Here is a 19,566-nt window from a genome sequence, read left to right as displayed (position 1 = left end):
AAAGAAAGCGCAATGAGAACCGTTACCGTTCTGGGAAGCACAGGCAGCATTGGCTGTTCAACCGTGGATCTGCTGGAGCAGGCGCGTGACCAGTTCCGGGTGCGGGCGCTGGTAGGCGGATGCAATGCGGCAAAGCTGGCGGAGCAGGCCAAAAGCCTGAAAGCCGAGCTGGCTGTTGTGGCGGACGAAAAAGCATTTGATGAGCTGCGTACCCTGCTGGCCGGAAGTGGCACTGAGGTCGCCTGTGGGCGCGAGGCTGTGATTGCAGCGGCTGGCCTCCCGGCGGACTGGACCATGGCGGCCATTACCGGCGCTGCCGGGCTGGAGCCGACGTTGGCAGCCGTCAAGAACGGTAAATCCATCGCGCTGGCGAACAAGGAAGCGCTGGTGTGTGCGGGTGATGTCATGCTGCGCGCTGTGGCAGACGCGGGAGCCACGCTGCTGCCGGTGGATTCCGAACATAATGCCGTGGCGCAGGCTATGGCGGACAAGCAGGCCGATCAGGTTGCCAAAATCATTCTGACAGCTTCTGGCGGCCCGTTCCGTAAATCCAGCATGGAAGAGATGGAAGCCGCCACGCCCGCACAGGCGTTGAAGCACCCGACATGGAGCATGGGTGCGAAAATCAGCATCGATTCCGCGACCATGTTCAATAAAGGGCTGGAAGTGATTGAGGCGGCCCGAATTTTTGGCCTGACCGAAGACCGTATTGATGTGCTGGTGCACCCGCAGTCCGTAGTGCATGGGCTGGTGCAGTATACGGATGGCAGCCTGATTGCGCAGATGGGCTCCGCTGACATGCGCATCCCCATTGCGCACACGCTGGCCTGGCCGAAGCGCATGAGCACGACCTCCAGCCATCTGGATCTTGCTGCATTTGCTACGCTGGAATTCAGTGCGCCAGATATGGTGCGGTTCCCGGCGCTGCGTCTGGCGCGCGAGGCTCTGCGGAGCGGGGGCGCTGCTCCGGCCATTCTTTCCGCGGCTAATGAAATTGCGGTTGAAGCCTTCCTGAAGGAACAGATTGGCTTTCTGGACATTGCCCGCGTGGTCGAGCAGACCATGACGGCTCTGGGCGCCCCCCCGGCAGACACGCTTGAGGCGGTGCTGCACTGGGATGCCGAAGCCCGCAAGGCGGCCCGTAGCCATACTCTTGCCCTGGCCGCTTGAGAAAACAGCTCTCTGAGCCGATATTCGGATTATCATGATACACGAATACCTCCGTACACTCATCTCCTTCGCCTTTGTGCTTGGCGTGCTCGTGAGCATTCACGAGCTGGGGCACTATCTGGCGGCCCGCTGGCGGGGGGTGCATGTGGAAGTGTTCTCTCTGGGCTTTGGTCCGGCCCTGTTCCGCTGGCATGACCGCAGCGGGACGGAATGGCGTATCTGTCCCATTCCGCTGGGCGGCTACGTCCGCCCGCATGGGTTTGAAGACCCGGAAGACGCCACGCCGGAGCAGAAGGCCGCGTGGCTTCCGGGTCGCACCTTTCATGATAAATCCGTCTGGTCCCGGGCGATCGTGATTGTCGCCGGGCCGGTGTTCAACTTCCTTCTGGCTATTCTGCTGTTCACCATCATTTTCGCCTCGGTGGGCCAGCCCATTGTGCGGAACGAGATTGCCGCCGTGCAGCCGGGTGGCGCTGCGGCTGCTGCCGGGGTGCAGGCGGGTGATGTAATCCGCAGAATCGGCACCCATGATGTGACGACTGTGCAGGATGCTCAGGCCACCATTCTGGGTGAGGCAGGGGCAAAAACTACGCTGACCGTCCGGCGCGGCGGGCAGGATGTGGATCTGCCTGTCACCATCGGGACGGCTCCGGAGTCGTCCTCTTCCACGCCGCATGGCCAGCTTGGCGTGATGTTTGCGACGGAAGCAGGCAAGCCGCTCTCCGTGCCCGGCGCTGTTGTGGCGGGGGTGAAGGCCACATGGACAACGTCCGTGCAGACGCTGGATGGTGTGTGGCAAATCCTGACCGGCCGCCATACAGCCAAGGATCTGGGCGGCCCGCTCAAGATTGCGCAGCTCTCCGGACAGGTGGCACAGTATGGTTTTGCCAGCCTGCTTTCGTTCATGGCTTTGCTTTCAGTCAATCTGGGGCTAATAAATTTGTTCCCGGTGCCGCTTCTTGATGGCGGACGCCTCGTTTTTTATGCCATAGAGGCTGTACGGGGCCGTCCGGTTTCAAAGCGGATTCAGGAAATCAGCTTTCAGGCCGGCTTCGCGCTTCTTGCAGGTCTGTTCTTGTTTTCGACATTTAATGACCTGTCTGGTTTCGGACTGTTTAAGTGGATTGCATCGCTCGTAAGCTGAATTACAGCAGGGTTGGAACGGAAGAACTTGCGTGACAAGGGTTATATCGGATACGTCCCCCTGCGGGCGAAAGAACAACAGGGGAAGGTCTCCTGAGATGGGAACGACCCGGATGGAGGATGGCAAATCTTGACGGGTAAGCGTTCAGCCCTCTTTGTTTCTGCTTGTGTGCTGCCTTTCTTCCTTGTGGAAGGGAAGGGCGCGCGCGCTGCAGCTGCGGATCATGGTGCACAGTCACCTGCTTCCGTTTCTCCTGCCCGGCAGGCCAGACTCTCGGCATCCACATCCACTCTGGCCGGGCATTCCGGCGGGGTGATTGAAGATATTACGGTCACGGGGAACACCCGTATCGAGACCAATACCGTGCTGTCCTACATGGTGGTCCGTCCGGGGGATTCCTTCAGTCAGGATGATCTGGACCGCTCTTTGAAGACGCTCTACGCCACAGGGCTGTTCAAGGATGTGACCATGCGGCGCGAGGGGGGTGTCCTCCACGTGCGTCTGGTGGAAAACCCGATCGTCAACCGCATTGTGTTTGAAGGCAATCACGCCGCGAAGGATGAAGACCTGCGGAAGGTCATCGCCCTGCGTCCGCGCGCCGTGTTCTCAGCCGAGACAACAGCGGATGACCGCCAGAAGATTCTGGATGTCTACGCCCAGAAAGCCCGTTACGCTGCCGTTGTGACGCCGCAGATTGTCCGGCTGGCGCATAACCGCGTGGACGTTGTCTTCCAGATCAATGAAGGCCCGCAGACGCTGATCCGCAAGATCAGCTTTGTCGGCAATAAAGCCTATTCCGAAGCGCGTCTGGCTGGCGTGGTCTCCTCCAAGGAAACCGCCTGGTATCGGTTCTTCTCATCCTCTGATGAGTACAACCCCGACCGTCTGAAATATGATGCCGAGTTGCTGCGCCGCTTCTATCTGGCCAACGGCTACGTCGATTTCGAGATCAAGAACGCTACGGGCGAACTCTCTCCGGATCGCAAATCCTTCTACGTGACCTTCACGATGAACGAGGGGATTCGCTACCGTCTGGGTAAGGTGGATATTCGCTCCAGCCTGCGCCACGTCCCTGCGAAGTCCCTGCGTAAGTATGTCGAGCTGTTTGCCCACCAGTGGTACGATGGTAAGGCCGTGCAGGACAACGCAACGGACATGGAGGAAATCCTTCAGGCTCAGGGTCATCCGTTCGCCATGGTGCGTCCGGAAATTGCGCGTAACCCGGAAAAGCACACCGTCAATCTGCTGTTTGATGTGAGCGAAGGCCCGCGCCGGTATATTGAGCGGATTGACGTGAACGGGAACACCGTCACGCAGGATAACGTTATCCGTCGCCAGTTGCCGTTTGCTGAAGGGGATCCGTACACCCCGAGCTACAAGAAATACGCCAAGCAGAGCCTGGAAGACCTCGGGTTCTTCAAAAGCGTTTCTCTGGATGAAAATCAGGGGTCTGCACAGGACCGCACGAACGTCTCCGTCAACGTGACGGAAAAGCCGACGGGTGAATTCTCGCTCGGTGGTGGTTATTCGACCGACGTTGGTGTGCTGGGTAACATTGGCCTCAAACAGCATAACCTGCTGGGCACGGGTATTGACGCCGGTCTCTCTGGCACCATGTCCATGTGGCAGAAACAGGCAGACTTCTCGGTAACCGATCCGGCCTTCCTGAGCCGCAACATGGTGGCCGGGATTGATCTGTACGGGATTGAGAACAAATACCAGACCTATCAGAACTATTCGGAAAGCCGGTATGGCCTGACCCTGCGTATGGGGTATGCCTATAACCGCTATCTGTCTCAGTCCTGGAGCTACACCCTGATGCGTCGTAACGTCGGGAATACGTGGGATGAGTCCTCACTGTACGTTCTCGACAACAAAGGCGCGACGACGCTGTCTCAGCTGAGCACCAATCTGGTTTATGACACGCGTGACAACCACATGGTCCCGCATAGCGGATACATGGTGTCTGTCGGTGGTGACTTTGCCGGTCTGGGCGGGGATACCCGGTATCTGCGTGGTAAGGTGAATGGCGCGTACTATATTCCGCTGGATGACCTGACCAACAGCCATGAGTGGACGGTCGCCCTTCGGGCTGGCATGGGTTACATGACAGACTGGGGTAACGGTAAAAGCAGTATTATTGATAACTTCTATCTGGGCGGTAACAATCTGCGAGGCTTCCTGGACGGTGGTGCCGGGCCGCGTAGTATTGGTTATTATGGCCACGCCTCGGAAGATCTGCTTGGTGGCCGCTTCATGTATACGGCGTCTGCGCAGTTGAACTTCCCGATCCCGTTCCTGTCTGACATGGGTGTGAAAGGACGCGCCTTTGTTGACTCCGGGAGTGTTGCCGGGATGCGCGTGCGACGGAATATTATCAATCCTTATACCAACAAGCCTGATGTAAGCGGTAATACACTCCGGCCGCGTGTGAGTGCGGGTGCGGGCTTCTCCTGGAAGAGCCCGTTTGGCTTGCTGAATATCGATCTGGGTGTGCCTGTCATGCGCAGTCACAATGACCGGACACAGCTCCTTCGCTTTGGCTTCGGCCAGCAATTCTGAGGTAATGATGCCCAAGTTTAACAGAACAGCCGCTCTTTCTGCGGCTCTCCTGTCAATTTCCGTTGCGCTGGCACCGTCCGCCATGGCTCAGAACGCTGGGGGCGGTGGCTGGTTTGTGCCTAAGGCTGCTCAGCAGCCTGCGCCTCCGGCTGCGCATACCCAGCGCCGGGCACCGTCTCCGGTTCCGCTGCCTGCTCCCCCGGCTGACAGCAGCGAAGCAGACCAGCAGCAGACCCCGCCGGTTCTGCCGCTGCCGCCTATTCCGTCCATGCAGGATCTGCCCAAGAGCGTTGCTCCGCCGGCAACTGTTATTGGTGTGATCAGCGTTTCCGGCGTTATGCGTCAGTCCAGTGCGGCCATGCAGGTGGAACGCACGCTGGGTGGCCGTCGTGATGCGCTGGCGCAGGACCTGCAGAAAGAGCAGGCTGGCTGGCGGGATGAGCAGCAGAACCTGCAGGCTCAGGCCAAATCCATGACGTCTGACCAGATTCAGAATCGTGAGCGCAGCCTGCAGAACCGCGTGATGAAGGCACAGCGCGATTTCCGTAATCGCAACCGCATCATTCAGGAAGCCGCTCAGGTTTCTCTGGGGCAGATCGAGCGTGAGCTGGTTCAGGTCATTCAGAAGGTTGCGGCCTCCCACGGTATGAACCTCGTGCTGCATAGCGAGCAGGTTGCTCTGCATGTGGACGGGCAGGACATTACCAACGAAGTGGCCAAGCAGCTGAACGGTGTGCTGCCGTCCGTGTTTATTCCGGATGCCAATGTGGACCCGGAAGTGCTGGCAAAATCCGGCAAGATGCCGACCACGGCAGATGCCGATCAGGAAACGCCTGCAACGGGCCCGGCTCCGGCAGCAACTCCTGCGGCTCCCGCCGCCGCTCCGGCAGCGCATAAGTAAGGATGACCAGTACCAAAGCGTCTTCCGGGCCTGCTGACCCCCGGTTTTTTACGCGGTCTGGTCCGTTTGACGGGCAGGCTCTGGCTGAAGCAGCCGGAGCCACGCTGGTCCCGCCGCGGGAAGGCACTCTTCCCGCTGAAGGTTATGCCGGGATTGCCCCGTTGCAGGTTGCTGGCGCTCAGGATGTCAGCTTTCTGGATAACCGTCGCTATGCCCATCTTCTGGAAGGCACAAAAGCCGGTCTGGTGATTGTGGCTCCGGCTTTTGCGGACAAGGTTCCGGCGCACTCAGCTGCACTGGTTTCTGCTACCCCGTATCTGGCATGGTCCCGGGTTGCGCGGCTGTTCCACCCCAAGGCACCGGCACAGCCGGGTATTCATCCTCTGGCGGTGGTTGATGCCAGCGCGGTGGTGGACCCCTCTGCTGAAATTGGCCCGTTTGTGGTGGTTGGTGCGCGGGCGGAAATTGGTCCGCGCTGCATCATCAATTCTCACGCGGTGGTCGGTGAGGGCGTGGTCCTGGCGGCAGATTGCCGCATTGGCTGCCATGTCACTCTGTCGCACGCTGTGCTGGGTGAACGTGTGATTATTCTGCCGGGTGCGCGTATCGGGCAGGATGGTTTCGGATTTGCCGTGGGGCCAAACGGGTTTGAGACAGTGCCGCAGCTTGGTCAGGTGGTGCTGGAGCACGATGTTGAGATCGGCGCAAACACCACAATTGACCGCGGTTCTGTGAATGATACCGTGATTGGTGCAGGCTCCCGGCTCGACAATCTGGTCCAGATCGGCCACAACGCCCGGCTTGGGCGGTGTTGTATCGTAGTGTCTCAGGCCGGTATTTCCGGCTCCACTGTGCTGGAAGACTATGTGACCATCGCAGCGCAGGCAGGCCTTATTGGGCATATCCGTATTGGGGCCAAGGCGCGTATTGGGGCGCAATGCGGCGTGATGTCTGATGTTGAAGGCGGCGCTGATGTGATTGGCAGTCCAGCCATGCCGTTCCGGGAGTTTTTCCGGAATGTGGCGGTGTTGCGCAAGCTGTCCAAAAAAGCGTCTGGACCGGCAGAAGGCGGTTCGGGCAAGGGTTGAACAGATACCGGGCGCTGTCCGGCTGAAAAAGGTGGTCTAGGGGACGTGGAGACGAAACAAGAATCGCAGCAGGACGTTCAGACAATCGATGCGATTGACGTCACGCGCATTATGCAAGCGATTCCGCACAGATATCCTTTCCTGCTCATCGACCGGATGGTGGATATCAGGCTCGGGGAAGAAGCAACCGGTATCAAGAATGTCTCGGTTAACGAGCCGTTCTTTCCGGGGCACTTCCCTGTGCGGCCTGTCATGCCCGGTGTGCTGATTGTTGAAGCCATGGCGCAGACAGCCGCTACGCTGGTAGTGCTGACGCTGGGTAAGGCTTTTGAGGGCAAGGTTGTCTATTTCATGACAATCGAGAACGCCAAGTTCCGTAAGCCTGTGGAGCCGGGTGACCAGCTGCGTATCCATGTGGTCAAGGAACGCCACCGCGCTAATGTGTGGAAGTTCCGTGGTGTGGCCAAAGTCGATGGTGTTTCCGTGGCGGAAGCAACATTCAGCGCCATGATCATGGGTTGAGCCCCCCATTATTTTTGAGATAATTGTAGCTAATATCCTGACCTGCCCGGAAAACGCCCGTTTTTTGGGGCAGGTGTTTCCGCACAGTGTATGACGACGTACGGGAAGCAGGCAGGTGAAAGAGGAGTGGAACTGGTGCATGCAGTAGGAGAAAACGGGGGGGCGCGTGTTCACCCAACCGCCATTGTTGCACCAGAGGCTCAGCTTGGGCGTGGCGTGGTTATCGGTCCGTGGTGTTCCGTCGGCCCGAATGTGGTGATTGAGGACAACGTGGAGCTGATTTCCCACGTTGTGGTGGATGGTCATACGCGCCTTGGCGCGGGATCCCGCTATTTCCCGTTCAGCACGATCGGCATGGCCCCGCAGGATCTCAAATATAAAGGTGAGCCGACCCGGTGTGAGGTTGGTGCCCGTACGGTGGTGCGTGAGCACGTGACCATTCATCGTGGCACTGCTGTGGGCAGTGGCCTGACGCACATTGGTGATGATGTGCTGATTATGGCCAACGCTCATGTGGCACATGACTGCACGCTGGGTAACCGCGTGATTATCGTCAACAACGTGGTCATGGGTGGCCATGTGACGATTGAGGATGATGCGCGCGTCATGGGCTCCGCCGCCATTCATCAGTTCGTGCGTATTGGCCATGCAGCACTGGTTGGTGGCGTGGCTGGCGTGGAAGCCGATGTGATTCCTTACGGCAGTGTGCTGGGGAACCGTGCGCGGCTTGTGGGCCTGCACTGGATCTGGCTGCGCCGGAATGGTGTGCAGTCGGCAGAAATCCACCGGATGCGTAAGGCGTTCTTCACGCTGTATCCCAAAGGGGCATCTGAGGATGGCCCGTTTGCCGCCCGCCTTGAAGTCATGCGGCGCGAGTTTGGGGATGAACCGCGCGTGCGTGAAATTCTTGAGTTTATTGATGCGCCCAGCCGGCGCGGTCTTGTCCGCGTCGCGCGGGGAGACTTCAGCACGGCGGAAACTGAGGGCGCGTGAGCGCGCAGCCCGGCGCAGTTGGCATTCTGGCCGGGGGCGGTCCGCTTCCGGCACGGGTGGCTGAAGCCGCTGCGGCAGCCGGGCGACCCGTTTTTATTCTTGGATTTGATGGATTTGCTGAGCCAGAGGTGATCAACCCCTGGCCGCATCAGCTTGTACGCCTTGGGGCCGCCGGGCAGATGCTGTCTCTCCTGCGGGCGCATGGCTGCACGGATCTTGTGCTGATTGGCCCTATCCGTCGTCCCTCCCTGCGCAGCCTGTATCCCGATGCGGAAGGTGCGCGCATTCTGGCCCGGCTGGGGCGGGCGTTGTTTGCGGGCGATGACGGGCTTCTGGCTGCTCTGGTCCGCATTCTGGGCGAGGAAGGCTTTTGCGTGCGGGGCGCGCATGAATTTCTGTCCCATGCCGTCGTGCCGCCCGGTGTTCTGGGCACTGTTGCACCGGATGAGCAGGCTATGGCTGACATTCAAAGGGGCATTGAGGTCGTGCATGCGCTGGGCCGGATGGACATCGGGCAAGGCTGCGTGGTGCAGAACGGTCTGGTGCTGGCTGTGGAGGCCATGGAAGGCACGGACCGTATGCTGGCGCGGGCCGGGGAGTGTCGGCAGCCGGGTGAGGGCGGAGTGCTGGTCAAGCTCCTCAAGCCGGGGCAGGACAAGCGGGCGGATATGCCCACCATTGGCCCCGCTACCGTGCGTAATGCGCATCTGGCGGGACTGCGGGGCATTGCGTTTGAGGCCGGACACACCTTGCTGACTGATCGGGATGCCTGCGTGGTGGAGGCTGATCAGGCAGGATTATTCCTGATTGCGGTAACCCCGGAGCCTCTCACGCGCTAAAAACAGAGCGAAACAGAGGAGAGACAACGCGATGGCAAGTTATTTGCACACCATGGTCCGGGTGAAAAATCTGGATGACAGCATCGCTTTTTATAAGCTTCTCGGCATGCATGAATTGCGTCGGCGGGAAGTGCCAGACGGCAAATATACTCTTGTCTTTATTGGCTATGCAGATAATGCCGCCGGACAGGCCGAAATCGAACTGACCTATAACTGGGGTCAGGATGATGGCTATGACGTTGGCACCGGCTTTGGCCATTTTGCCGTTGGCGTGCCCGATGTGGCGGCTGCGGTAGAAAAGGTGCGCGCCGGGGGCGGGAAGGTCACGCGGGAGGCTGGTCCGGTCAAATTCGGCACCTCCATTATCGCGTTTGTCGAAGATCCGGACGGCTACAAGATCGAACTGATCCAGCGCCAGGACTAAGGCCTGTCAGGACTGCGGCTTCTGCTTCAGCCGGAGCAGAGCGCGGTCCAGAGACTCGTCAATAGTTTTGACGGCCTTGAGCACCAGCGGGTCTGTGCTGGTGCCAAGCTGCTCGGCGGCCAGCATCGCCGGTGAGAGAATATTCCGAATATCGTGGCGCAGTTTGGGGTCTGGTGTAGGGAGCGCGGCTTGCGGATGCGCGGGCAGACCCGATGGGGTCAGAGGTGCCGTGACAGGGGTCGACCCTACTTGTGCCTGTGTGCCTGAGTGCGTTTGGGCCGCAGAAGCCGTGTGGGGTGTCAGAGAAGCCCGAGCGGGTGCCGGCTGATCCTTGGCGAGCGATTCTGCGGGTTTTGGGGCTGACGCGAGGCCCGAATGAGCCGAGGTTGGGTGCCGGAAACGGGTGCCCAGCCAGGCGCCGATTGCGGCGGTGAGGGCGACAGGCAGCAGGCCGGCAGGGAAGGACAGGCCCAGCAGGCCAGCCGTTACAGCCCCCAAAAGGGGCAGGCAGAACAGGAGCAGCACGGTGCTGAGGGGGGATTGAGAGGTGCTCATGGAGGACCAGCCCTTCTTTTGTCGGAACAGAGTGTGCCGGGACTCTGCCGATATGATTGACGTTCTCCTTTCTGAACATTATAAGCCGGCCCTTCAAGACAGGTGGCTCTGGGCTGCCTGCATATCTGTATCAATGAAGGGAGTGCTGCAATGAAGCGCACTTATCAACCGTCCCGGCTGGTCCGCAAGCGTCGCCATGGTTTCCGCTCACGTATGGCAACTGTTGGTGGCCGCAAGATCATCGCCAACCGTCGTTCCAAAGGCCGTAAGCGTCTCTCCGCTTAAGCTTTTTATGGCTTACGGGCATCATGCAGCAGCGTGAGCGTCTGGAGGGAGCGGGGGCTGAGCCTGTTCGTTCCCAACGCCTTAAAAAGCGGAAAGAGTTTCTCTTTCTGGCCGCGCGTGGGCGTAAAGCGCCCGTGCGGGGGCTGGTGCTCCAGCTTTTTCAGCGCGCCGACTCCAATGCCCCGCGCATTGGCTTTACCGTGACAAAAAAAGTTGGAAATTCCGTGGTCCGCAACCGCGCCCGCCGCAGGCTGCGCGAGGTTGTCCGCATTGTGGAAACTGAAACACCTCTTAACGGCCTTGATCTGGTTCTGATTGGCCGCGCTGCAACCCTGAACCGCTCTTTTGCGGATCTGGTGGCAGATTTTCGCAAAGCCTTGCAGCAGTGTCTTTCTCAGGCTGACCGGAGCGCAAAGCCCGGCCACAAGTAAGACGTCTGCCTGTCTGACAGGACAGGAAGATGCTTTCCCGGCTTGCATTCCTGCTCATCCTGCGCTGGAAACCAGAGTGCCGTGAAGACTCCGTGTTTCGCGGTTGAATTATCTGTTCCGTTTCGTGCAGGGGGGCCAGCAGGCCAGCAATGGATACAAGACGTCTGATACTGGCAACACTGCTGTCAGCTGCGGTTCTCATCGGGTTTGATTATTTCTTCCCGCAGGCGCCCAAGGCTCCTGTCACGCAGCAGACCACGCAAAGTGTTTCTGCGCCGCCGTCTGGTGCTGCGCAGCCTTCTTCCACACCATCCGTACAATCCGCAGGTGATGCAGCGAGCGAGCCCAGCGGGCCGGACGCGCATCTGGTGATTGATGCGCCTGCTGTGCAGGGCTCCATCAATCTGCGCGGTGCGCGACTGGATGATCTGGTCCTCAAAAAATACCGGGAAACCGTCAAGCCGGACAGCCCGGACGTACGCGTTCTGGCAGATGGCACGGGCTCTAAGCCGGACTTTATTGATTTCGGCTGGCGTGCGCCGTCCGATGTCTCGGTGCGTCTGCCCGATTCCCGCACGGTGTGGAAAGCGGACAACAGCAAGCTGGATTCGACCCACCCCGTTACCCTTTCATGGGATAACGGGCAGGGCCTGACGTTTGAAATCGCTCTGGCGGTGGATCAGGACTTCATGTTCACCGTCACCCAGCGCGTGCACAACGCCACGGGGCAGGCGGTTGCACTGTATCCGTATTATCGCGTCAATCGTGGCTACACGCCGGAAACAACCGGCGGCATGCTGGTGCATGAAGGGCCGATTTCCGTCATTGATGGGCGCCTGAACGAAGGCTCCTACAAGGCGCTGCGCAACGATGGCGTGCCGCCGGACAATGTGTCCTGGAGCCATCAGGGCACAGGCGGCTGGGCTGGTATTACCGACAAATACTGGCTGATGGCTGTTCTGCCGGACCAGAACACACAGGTTGTTGGCGCTTATACCTATCTGCCCGCACAGCACACCTATCAGGTCGGCTTTACCTCTACCGCTCCGGTGCAGGTGGCAGCAGGCCAGACGGCTTCTTCCGAAGCACATGTGTTTGCTGGCGCGAAGGAAGTGCGTCTGCTGGACCGGTATGAGCACGATCTGCATGTACCCATGTTCTGGAAAGCAGTGGACTTCGGGTGGCTGGCGTTCCTGACGCGTCCGGTGTTCTTCGTGCTGGACTGGCTCTACACCATGATCGGCAATTTCGGTCTGGCCCTGCTGACCTTTACCGTGATTGTGAAGCTGCTCTTCCTGCCGCTGACCATCAAACAGATGCGTATGACGTGGAAGACGGCGCGCCTGAAGCCGAAGGTGGACCAGATCCGCGCCCGCTACAAAGACGACCCGATGGCCATGCAGCAGCATATCATGGGCCTCTATCGGGAAGAGGGCGTAAACCTGTTCGGTGGTTTCCTGCCGCTGTTTATTCAGGCTCCGGTGTTCTGGTGTCTGTATAAGGATCTCTACGTCACCATTGAAATGCGCCATGCGCCGTTCTTTGGCTGGATCAAGGATCTGTCTGCACCGGACCCGACGAACGTGTTCAACCTGTTCGGGCTGATTCCGTTTGACCCGGCGCAGGTGCTGTCCATCCTCTCTCTGGGCGCATGGCCGATCCTGTATGGGGCCACCATGTTCCTGATGCAGAAGATCAGCTCCAGCTCCACCAACATGGACCCTGCACCGCAGAAGGTGATGGCGTTCATCCCGCTGGTGTTCACCTTCTTCATGGCGCATCAGCCGGTTGGTCTGGTGATCTACTATGCGTGGAGCAACCTTCTGACCGCGTTGCAGCAGTTCATCATCCTCGGGCGCTTCAAGGCGGCTGACAAAAATGCTGATGCCAAGACGACCGTAGTGAGCAAGCGCTGATGCCTGAAGCCGGAACAGACTTTCGTGAACTGACGAATGACGAGCAGATTGCCGCCGCCCTGGAAGAGGGGCGGCGGCTTTTTGCCGGTTCGTGCGACTTTATTTTCGGGGCGCAGAAGCTCGGGCAGTTGCCGCCGCAAACGCTGCCGGAAATTGCGTTCGCCGGTCGCTCCAACGTGGGCAAGTCCACACTGGTCAACGCTCTGACAGGCCGGAAGACGCTGGCCCGTGCGTCCTCCCAGCCGGGACGCACCAAGCAGCTGAACTTTTTTGACCTCGCCAATCGGCTGATGCTGGTGGATATGCCGGGCTACGGGTTTGCCAAGGCGGCGAAGTCGGTCAAGGAAGACTGGCAGGAAATGATGTTTGACTACCTGCGTGGCCGCCCCGGCCTGCGGCGGGTGATGCTGCTGCTGGATGCGCGCATCGAAGTCAAACCGCATGATCTGGAAGTGATGAAGCTGCTGGACCGTGCCGCCGTCAGCTTTCAGGTGGTGCTGACCAAGTGTGACGCCGTCAAACCCACGGCGCTGGCCCGCAAGGAAGAAGAGGTTCTGGCTCTGACCAAACGCCATCCTGCGGCGTGCCCCTTCCTTTCCGTGACCAGTAGTGAGACCGGGCTGGGCATTGAGCAACTGCGCGCAGAACTTGCGGCGTTTGCTCTGCCGCCGCAATAACCCCCCGGCAGGATTATCGAGCAGGATTTGCAGCCCATGACCGACCCTTCTTCCTCATTGCCTGATCTGCACCATGAAGCCGCAGTGCTGGCCAGTGCGCTGCCGTATCTGCGGCGGTATGCGGGTGACACCATTGTGGTCAAATATGGTGGACACGCCATGGGGGACCCGGAGCTGGCCCTGACGTTTGGGCGGGATATTGCCCTGCTCAAGCTGGTTGGCATCAATCCGGTTGTGGTGCATGGCGGTGGCCCGCAGATCAACCAGATGCTGAAGCGGCTGGATATAAGCTCCACCTTCGTGGATGGCCTGCGCGTTACTGACGCCAACATGGTCGATGTGATCGAAATGGTGCTGGCAGGCTCCGTGAATAAGGAAGTCGCGGAACTCATCAGTCAGGCCGGTGCGCTGGCCGTGGGCATTTCTGGCAAGGACGGTAAGCTGATTACCGCCCGCAAGCTGGCTCGCACCGTGCGTGACCCGGACAGCCAGATTGAGCGCGTGCTGGATCTGGGGTTTGTGGGCGAGCCGGTGAAGGTGGACCCGCGCGTGATTTATGCCCTGTCCGGCTCCGGCCTGATCCCGGTAATTGCACCGGTGGGTCTGGGTGAAGACGGTGCGACCTATAACATCAATGCCGACACCGCTGCCGGTGCTGTCGCCGGGGCCGTGCATGCCACGCGCCTGCTGATGCTGACGGACGTGCCGGGCGTGCTGGATAAAGACGGCAACCTGATCCCCGAACTGACGGCGGAACAGGCGCGTCAGGCCATTGCGGATGGCGTGATTACCGGCGGCATGATCCCCAAAGTTGAAACCTGTATTCAGGCTGTGCAGGCGGGGGCCCGCGCTGCTGTGATCATCAATGGCCGCACACCACATGCCTGCCTGCTGGAACTGTTTACGGCTTCTGGCTCCGGCACGCTGATCCGCGCAGACTAATCCTGCCGTTTTGAAGCCTGCTGTCGGCACGGTGCCTCAGAGTCCGACTTTGAGCCGTGTTGATGGCAGGTGTCCGGCATCGGCGCGTTGACAGGAGCGTGCCCTGTCCGCATGGTTCCTTCCTCTTTTTGCCGGTCGGTGGCTCTGCCCTGACCCTCTGTTCATCCTGTCTGACGGTGTCTCATGACTGAAGAAACTCTCCGCGCTCAAATCGAAACTCTGTGGGAAGCTCGTGACCGGATTTCCTCCGCCACGACGGGTGACGATCGCAAGGCGATTGAAACCGCTCTCGAGGCGCTGGATTCCGGGCGTCTGCGCGTAGCTGCCCCCAGCGAAAATGGCTGGGTGGTGCATGAATGGCTGAAAAAGGCTGTTCTGCTTTCTTTCCGTCTGAATGACAGCGTTGTCATGCCGGGTGCTGCTGCTGGCGGGCCAGCGTTTGACAAGGTGCCCGTCAAATTTCAGGGCTGGGATCAGGCCCGTTTTGAAAAAGCCGGTTTTCGCGTGGTGCCGGGTGCCATGGTGCGGTACTCCGCCTACATCGCCCCGGGTGCTGTGCTGATGCCCAGCTTTGTAAACGTGGGCGCTCATGTGGGCAGCGGCACCATGGTGGATACCTGGGCGACCGTTGGCAGCTGTGCGCAGATTGGCAGCAACTGCCACATCAGCGGTGGCGCTGGCATTGGTGGCGTTCTGGAACCGTTGCAGGCGGCTCCGGTCATTATTGAAGATAACTGCTTTATTGGTGCGCGGTCCGAAGTGGCGGAAGGCGTGATTGTGGAACGCGGTTCCGTGCTGTCCATGGGCGTGTTCCTCGGCGCGTCCACCAAGATTGTGGACCGTGCAACGGGTGAAATCTTCATGGGTCGCGTTCCGGCCTATTCCGTTGTGGTGCCGGGCACGCTGCCGTCCTCCAAGCCGGTTGGCCCCGATGGTCGCCCGAACCCCAATCTGGCCTGCGCCGTGATTGTGAAGCGGGTGGACGAGCGCACACGCTCCAAGACTTCCATTAACGACCTGCTGCGCGACTAAGCAGAGGGAACCTCGGGCAGACACGCAATGACATATTCAGCGCCGGACCAGACCACCCTAACCGGACCCCAGACCGGGCATTTGCCTGTTCTGACAGACCCGGTGGCGGTGACGCAGGCGCTGATCCGTCATGCCTCTGTCTCGCCCGATCCCGGTCCGGCCCAGCACACTCTGGCGGCCATGCTGGAAGCGCTGGGCTTTACCGTGGTGTCTCTTCCGTTTGGGGAAGGGGCAGAACGCACGCCCAACCTGTTTGCGCGGCTGGGCACAGCCGGGCCGCACATCTGTTTTGCGGGCCATACCGATGTGGTGCCGCCGGGGGCGGAAAGTGCGTGGACGCATCCGCCTTATGCTGCGGAAGTTTCTGATGGCATTCTGTTCGGGCGTGGCGCGTGTGACATGAAGGGCGGCATTGCCGCGTTTGTGTCTGCCGTGGCGCGGTGCGTAGAGCAGGGCGGCGTGCCCGGTTCCATCAGCCTGCTGATTACTGGCGATGAAGAAGGTCCCGCCACCTATGGCACTTGTAAGGTGCTGGAATGGATGGCGGAAAAAGACCAGATTCCGGATTACTGCGTGGTGGGTGAGCCGACCAACCCCGCCGCTATGGGCGATATGATCAAGATCGGTCGCCGCGGCAGTCTGAACGCGCATATTGTGGTGGAGGGCGTGCAGGGTCACGTGGCCTATCCGCATCGCGCTGATAACCCGGTGCATAAGCTGCTGAGCGTGCTCACCGCCCTGCGAGAGACGCCGCTGGATAACGGCTCCGAATGGTTTGAGCCGTCCAGCCTGCAAATTACCAGCATGGATGTGGGCAACACGGCCACCAACCTTATTCCCGCTACGGCGGAAGCCCGGCTGAACATCCGGTTTAATGACCTACATACAGGCGCTGGCCTGAAAGGCTGGCTGGAAACTATCTGCCGCCAGCATGCGCCCACGGCGCGGGTGAATGTGCGGATTAGCGGAGAATCGTTCCTCACTGCACCGGGGCCAGCGACGGACCATCTGGTGCAGGCCGTGCAGACTGTCACGGGCCGGACGCCCAAGCTGGACACCGGGGGCGGCACATCCGACGCCCGCTTTATTGCAAACTACTGTCCGGTGGCCGAATTTGGGCTTGTCGGGGCCAGCATCCATAAGGTGGATGAACACACCACACTGGCCGATCTGGAAACATTGACGGTGATTTACAAGACCTTTCTGGAAGGGGTCATGGCGTGATTTCAAGTTCGGGTTCAGGCAAGCAGGGTAACAACGGCCGCAGAATTTTGCAGGGGATGCTGCTGCTGGCCAGCGGGCGTCGTGAAGGCATTGGGTGCTTTCAGGGCACGCCGGATTCCTTTGGTGCGGCACTGGCTCCGCAACTGGCGTTGTTGCTGGTAGGCCTTTTTCAGGCTGCCATGCAGCCGGATAAGGCGCTGGGCTTTACCAAGCTTTTGCTGTCTCTGTGTGTTGTCTTGCTGCCAGCGGTTGTCTCCCACTTTTACGCCCACAAATGGGGGCGGGATGCGCTCTGGCTGCGCTACATCACGGCGGCCACATGGTGCGGCTGGGTGGTGGTCCTCATCTCTCTGGTGGCCACGGTTCTGGCGGGCGTGCTGTTCCCGCCGCTGCTGCACCAGCCGGGGTTTATGGCCTCACTGATGGTCACGGTTTCTGTCTATGAGATGTGGCTGCAATGGTATGTGGCGCGCGTCGGGCTCGGCCTGACCCGCAGCCGTGCGCTGCTGCTGTATGTCTCCGTGCTGGCTGTGACACTGGTTCTCTACGGTCTCGCCGCACTTCTGCCGCCGCATTACATCGTGATGCAGGATCTGCTCCAGCCGATGATTGCGGTTAAACCGTCCCACTAAACAGAACGGTTTGTGCAGCAGGGTAGTGACGCTCTGTGTTGAAAAAGCCTGTGCTGGTTTGAGATCGTTTCTCTCAAGCTGCACAGGCTTTTTTATTGTGCCGGGTTACAGGAGGCGTCTCTGTCGCCCGGTCGTTCAGGACGAAGGGCGAATTTCTCCCCGGTCTTACCGCAGATGCACCACATCCAGCAGTAGCAGAGTGAGCACGCCTAGTCCGGCAAGGGACAGGATAACGGCCGTCGTCACGCGGCCCCCGGCTTTGGTGACTGTCCGTGCATCCACGCCAAGCCCGAGGGCTGCCATGGAGATGACGGTCAGCACCGTGGCGACCTGATTGAGTGGGGCAATCCACTGCACAGGCACAAGCCCGAAGGTGCGGCAGAGCATGAGGGCCAGAAAGCCCAGAATGAACCAGGGCACGAACTGCGCAAAGCTGGCCCGTTTGGTCGGGGCAGGACCGGCGGTGACATTACTGCCATCAGGCTTTTCCGGGGCCAGTCTGGGGGCGAGCAGGGAGAGGACAAAACAGACCGGCCCCAGCATGAGCACCCGCACCAGCTTGACCACGGTGCCCATCTGCACCGCCAGCGTGCCCAGCGGGGAGGTCGCGGCCAGAACCTGCGGCACGGCATAGACCGTCATCCCGGCAAAAATGCCGAAGGACAACCCCGTCATCCCCGCAGCAAGACCCAGCACCGGCAGGCCAAGCACCACCACCACGCCCAGCACAGCCGTAAAGGCGATGGAAGCGGCCACGTCCTTTGCATCTGCCCGGATAACGGGGGCGACGGCGGCAATGGCAGAGTTGCCGCAAATGGCGTTTCCACAGGCGACCAGCAGCGCCATGCGGGGCGGCAGGCCCAGCAGCGTGCCTATACCAAAGCTGACCACAATGGCGGCGGCGACGACGGCAGCAATGCCCACCAGCAGGACTGGCCCGAGGGAGACAACACTGGCCGCACTGATGGATACGCCCAGCAGCACCACAGAAAATTCAAGCAGGGTCCGTGCACTAAAGCAGATGCCCGCATGCCAGTTCTCCCCCGGAGACCACAGGCTGCGTACGCAGGTGCCCAGCAGAATGGCCAGCACCAGTGCTTCCAGCCAGGCCTTGCCAAACACCAGCACCTCGAGTGATTGAAGCGCATACGCCGCAGCGGTAACGGCCACACATAAACCAAGGCCCGGCAGCAGGGTGCGGGTGGTGTGCATCAGGGAAGATTTGGCAGATTTCGTCATTTCGATTTCCTTCTGCCGTTTGATCTAGGCGCAGAAGATCAATCAATCCAACGCATTGTTTTTCTCATTCCAATCAGTAAAAATGATGAATGAGGGGGCGGATTGGTATGACACTGGAGCAGCTTCGTATTTTTTTATGTGTGGCCGAGCGTGAACACATGACGGAGGCCGCCCGCGCCCTGCATGTCACACAGTCTGCGGTCTCGGCCGCGATTGCCGCTTTGGAAGCCCGGCATGGGGTCCGCCTGTTTCATCGTGTCGGGCGGGGTATTGTGCTGACGGAAGCCGGAACGCTGTTTCTGGCCGAAGCCCGCATCATTCTGGACCGTGTGACTGCGGCGGAAACCATGCTGGATGATCTGAGCGGCTTAAAGCGCGGCACCTTACGCGTGGTGGCCAGCCAGACCATTGCGGCTTACTGGTTGCCGTCACTGCTGGCGGCCTTCCGTGAGCGGTTCCCGCATATCGAAATCGTGCTGGAAATTGGCAATACCACGCAGGTGGCAGCGCATGTGCAGGCTGGTCGTTCTGATCTGGGGATTGTGGAAGGCAAGGTGGACAATCCCGTTCTGGCGCAGTGGCCTATTGCGCAGGATCAGCTGGTGCTGGTGCAGTCCACGCCGTTTGAGGCACACAGCTGCACGCCAGAGGCTTTGCAAAAAGCTCGCTGGATTATGCGGGAGCAGGGATCCGGCACCCGGTCTACTCTGGATGACTGCCTGCGGCAGATTGGCGTGGAACCGGAAACCCTGCATGAGGCGCTGGTTCTGCCCTCTAACGAGAGTGTGCGCACGGCAGTGGAGGCCGGGGCGGGGATTGCGGGTTTGTCCTCACTCGTGGTGGCCCCCGCGCTGGCGGCAGGCACGTTGCACGCAGCGCCTGTGTCCTTTGGGCCGCGGGTGTTCTTCGGCCTGCGACACAAGGAACGGTACCGCAGTCAGGCCGTTGAGGCTCTGACGGATTTTATTGCCCAACGTTCTGCGGACTGAA

General features: G+C 60.0%; 20 protein-coding genes. 18 read left to right on the top strand and 2 right to left on the bottom strand.

Going from position 1 to position 19,566, the window contains the following annotated elements; all coding sequences use genetic code 11:
• The first annotated feature begins 12 nt into the window (after positions 1-12).
• The 9 genes from dxr to gloA all read left to right on the top strand — a co-directional run bounded on the left by dxr (position 13) and on the right by gloA (position 9,643).
• Positions 13-1,170, top strand: coding sequence for a 1-deoxy-D-xylulose-5-phosphate reductoisomerase (gene dxr / locus HK23_RS00195; protein WP_086652422.1), 1,158 nt, complete (start codon positions 13-15; stop codon positions 1,168-1,170).
• A 31-nt stretch (positions 1,171-1,201) separates the two neighbouring features.
• Complete coding sequence (gene rseP / locus HK23_RS00190; protein WP_179193754.1) at positions 1,202-2,314, top strand: RIP metalloprotease RseP; 1,113 nt, start codon at positions 1,202-1,204, stop codon at positions 2,312-2,314.
• Positions 2,315-2,443: 129 nt separating this feature from the next.
• Complete coding sequence (gene bamA, locus HK23_RS00185) at positions 2,444-4,876, top strand: outer membrane protein assembly factor BamA (RefSeq protein WP_086652421.1); 2,433 nt, start codon at positions 2,444-2,446, stop codon at positions 4,874-4,876.
• 4 nt (positions 4,877-4,880) lie between these two features.
• Positions 4,881-5,777, top strand: coding sequence for an OmpH/Skp family outer membrane protein (locus HK23_RS00180; RefSeq protein WP_082881718.1), 897 nt, complete (start codon positions 4,881-4,883; stop codon positions 5,775-5,777).
• A 2-nt stretch (positions 5,778-5,779) separates the two neighbouring features.
• On the top strand, positions 5,780-6,865 hold the full coding sequence (lpxD, locus tag HK23_RS00175; RefSeq protein ID WP_086652420.1) for a UDP-3-O-(3-hydroxymyristoyl)glucosamine N-acyltransferase: 1,086 nt from the start codon (positions 5,780-5,782) through the stop codon (positions 6,863-6,865).
• 45 nt (positions 6,866-6,910) lie between these two features.
• On the top strand, positions 6,911-7,387 hold the full coding sequence (gene fabZ / locus HK23_RS00170; RefSeq protein WP_082779567.1) for a 3-hydroxyacyl-ACP dehydratase FabZ: 477 nt from the start codon (positions 6,911-6,913) through the stop codon (positions 7,385-7,387).
• Between the two features lie 90 nt (positions 7,388-7,477).
• Positions 7,478-8,380 (top strand): acyl-ACP--UDP-N-acetylglucosamine O-acyltransferase, encoded by a 903-nt coding sequence (lpxA, locus tag HK23_RS00165; RefSeq protein WP_086652419.1) that lies wholly within the window; start codon positions 7,478-7,480, stop codon positions 8,378-8,380.
• Complete coding sequence (locus HK23_RS00160) at positions 8,377-9,219, top strand: LpxI family protein (protein WP_086652418.1); 843 nt, start codon at positions 8,377-8,379, stop codon at positions 9,217-9,219. Before lpxA ends, HK23_RS00160 begins: the two co-directional genes overlap by 4 nt.
• Positions 9,220-9,250: 31 nt before the next feature.
• Complete coding sequence (gene gloA / locus HK23_RS00155) at positions 9,251-9,643, top strand: lactoylglutathione lyase (RefSeq protein ID WP_086652417.1); 393 nt, start codon at positions 9,251-9,253, stop codon at positions 9,641-9,643.
• Between the two features lie 6 nt (positions 9,644-9,649).
• On the opposite strand, the gene HK23_RS00150 is transcribed toward gloA, so the two are convergent.
• Positions 9,650-10,198 carry a hypothetical protein gene (locus HK23_RS00150; protein WP_086652416.1) on the bottom strand — a complete coding sequence of 183 codons (549 nt, stop codon included), beginning with the start codon at positions 10,196-10,198 and terminating at the stop codon, positions 9,650-9,652.
• Positions 10,199-10,348: 150 nt separating this feature from the next.
• Between HK23_RS00150 and rpmH the strand changes: the two genes are divergently transcribed.
• The 8 genes from rpmH to HK23_RS00110 all read left to right on the top strand — a co-directional run bounded on the left by rpmH (position 10,349) and on the right by HK23_RS00110 (position 17,337).
• Positions 10,349-10,483: a 50S ribosomal protein L34 gene (gene rpmH, locus HK23_RS00145; RefSeq protein WP_043553126.1), complete on the top strand. Its 135-nt coding sequence runs from the start codon at positions 10,349-10,351 to the stop codon at positions 10,481-10,483.
• A 23-nt stretch (positions 10,484-10,506) separates the two neighbouring features.
• Positions 10,507-10,914, top strand: a complete 408-nt coding sequence (rnpA, locus tag HK23_RS00140; RefSeq protein ID WP_052403947.1) for a ribonuclease P protein component — start codon at positions 10,507-10,509, stop codon at positions 10,912-10,914.
• A gap of 149 nt (positions 10,915-11,063) precedes the next feature.
• A complete protein-coding gene (yidC, locus tag HK23_RS00135; protein WP_086652415.1) occupies positions 11,064-12,830 on the top strand; it encodes a membrane protein insertase YidC in 1,767 nt (588 codons plus the stop codon).
• Positions 12,830-13,507, top strand: a complete 678-nt coding sequence (yihA, locus tag HK23_RS00130) for a ribosome biogenesis GTP-binding protein YihA/YsxC (protein ID WP_086652414.1) — start codon at positions 12,830-12,832, stop codon at positions 13,505-13,507. Before yidC ends, yihA begins: the two co-directional genes overlap by 1 nt.
• Before the next feature lie 36 nt (positions 13,508-13,543).
• Positions 13,544-14,449: an acetylglutamate kinase gene (gene argB, locus HK23_RS00125; RefSeq protein ID WP_043551936.1), complete on the top strand. Its 906-nt coding sequence runs from the start codon at positions 13,544-13,546 to the stop codon at positions 14,447-14,449.
• Positions 14,450-14,632: 183 nt separating this feature from the next.
• The gene (gene dapD / locus HK23_RS00120; protein ID WP_043551938.1) at positions 14,633-15,481 is read left to right on the top strand and encodes a 2,3,4,5-tetrahydropyridine-2,6-dicarboxylate N-succinyltransferase; all 849 of its coding nucleotides are present in this window, start codon (positions 14,633-14,635) and stop codon (positions 15,479-15,481) included.
• A gap of 27 nt (positions 15,482-15,508) precedes the next feature.
• On the top strand, positions 15,509-16,705 hold the full coding sequence (gene dapE, locus HK23_RS00115; protein ID WP_086652413.1) for a succinyl-diaminopimelate desuccinylase: 1,197 nt from the start codon (positions 15,509-15,511) through the stop codon (positions 16,703-16,705).
• The gene (locus tag HK23_RS00110; protein ID WP_231888430.1) at positions 16,702-17,337 is read left to right on the top strand and encodes a hypothetical protein; all 636 of its coding nucleotides are present in this window, start codon (positions 16,702-16,704) and stop codon (positions 17,335-17,337) included. Before dapE ends, HK23_RS00110 begins: the two co-directional genes overlap by 4 nt.
• A gap of 165 nt (positions 17,338-17,502) precedes the next feature.
• Here HK23_RS00110 and HK23_RS00105 read toward each other — a convergent pair whose 3' ends face one another.
• A complete protein-coding gene (locus HK23_RS00105) occupies positions 17,503-18,576 on the bottom strand; it encodes a YeiH family protein (RefSeq protein ID WP_218777680.1) in 1,074 nt (357 codons plus the stop codon).
• A gap of 89 nt (positions 18,577-18,665) precedes the next feature.
• On the opposite strand from HK23_RS00105, the gene HK23_RS00100 reads away from it, so the two are divergent.
• Positions 18,666-19,565, top strand: coding sequence for a LysR family transcriptional regulator (locus HK23_RS00100; RefSeq protein WP_256939989.1), 900 nt, complete (start codon positions 18,666-18,668; stop codon positions 19,563-19,565).
• Position 19,566: the final 1 nt, after the last annotated feature.

Source organism: Acetobacter malorum (assembly GCF_002153605.1).
In the GTDB taxonomy this organism is placed as follows: Bacteria; Pseudomonadota; Alphaproteobacteria; order Acetobacterales; family Acetobacteraceae; genus Acetobacter; species Acetobacter malorum_A.
This window is presented reverse-complemented; position numbering and strand designations above follow the sequence as displayed.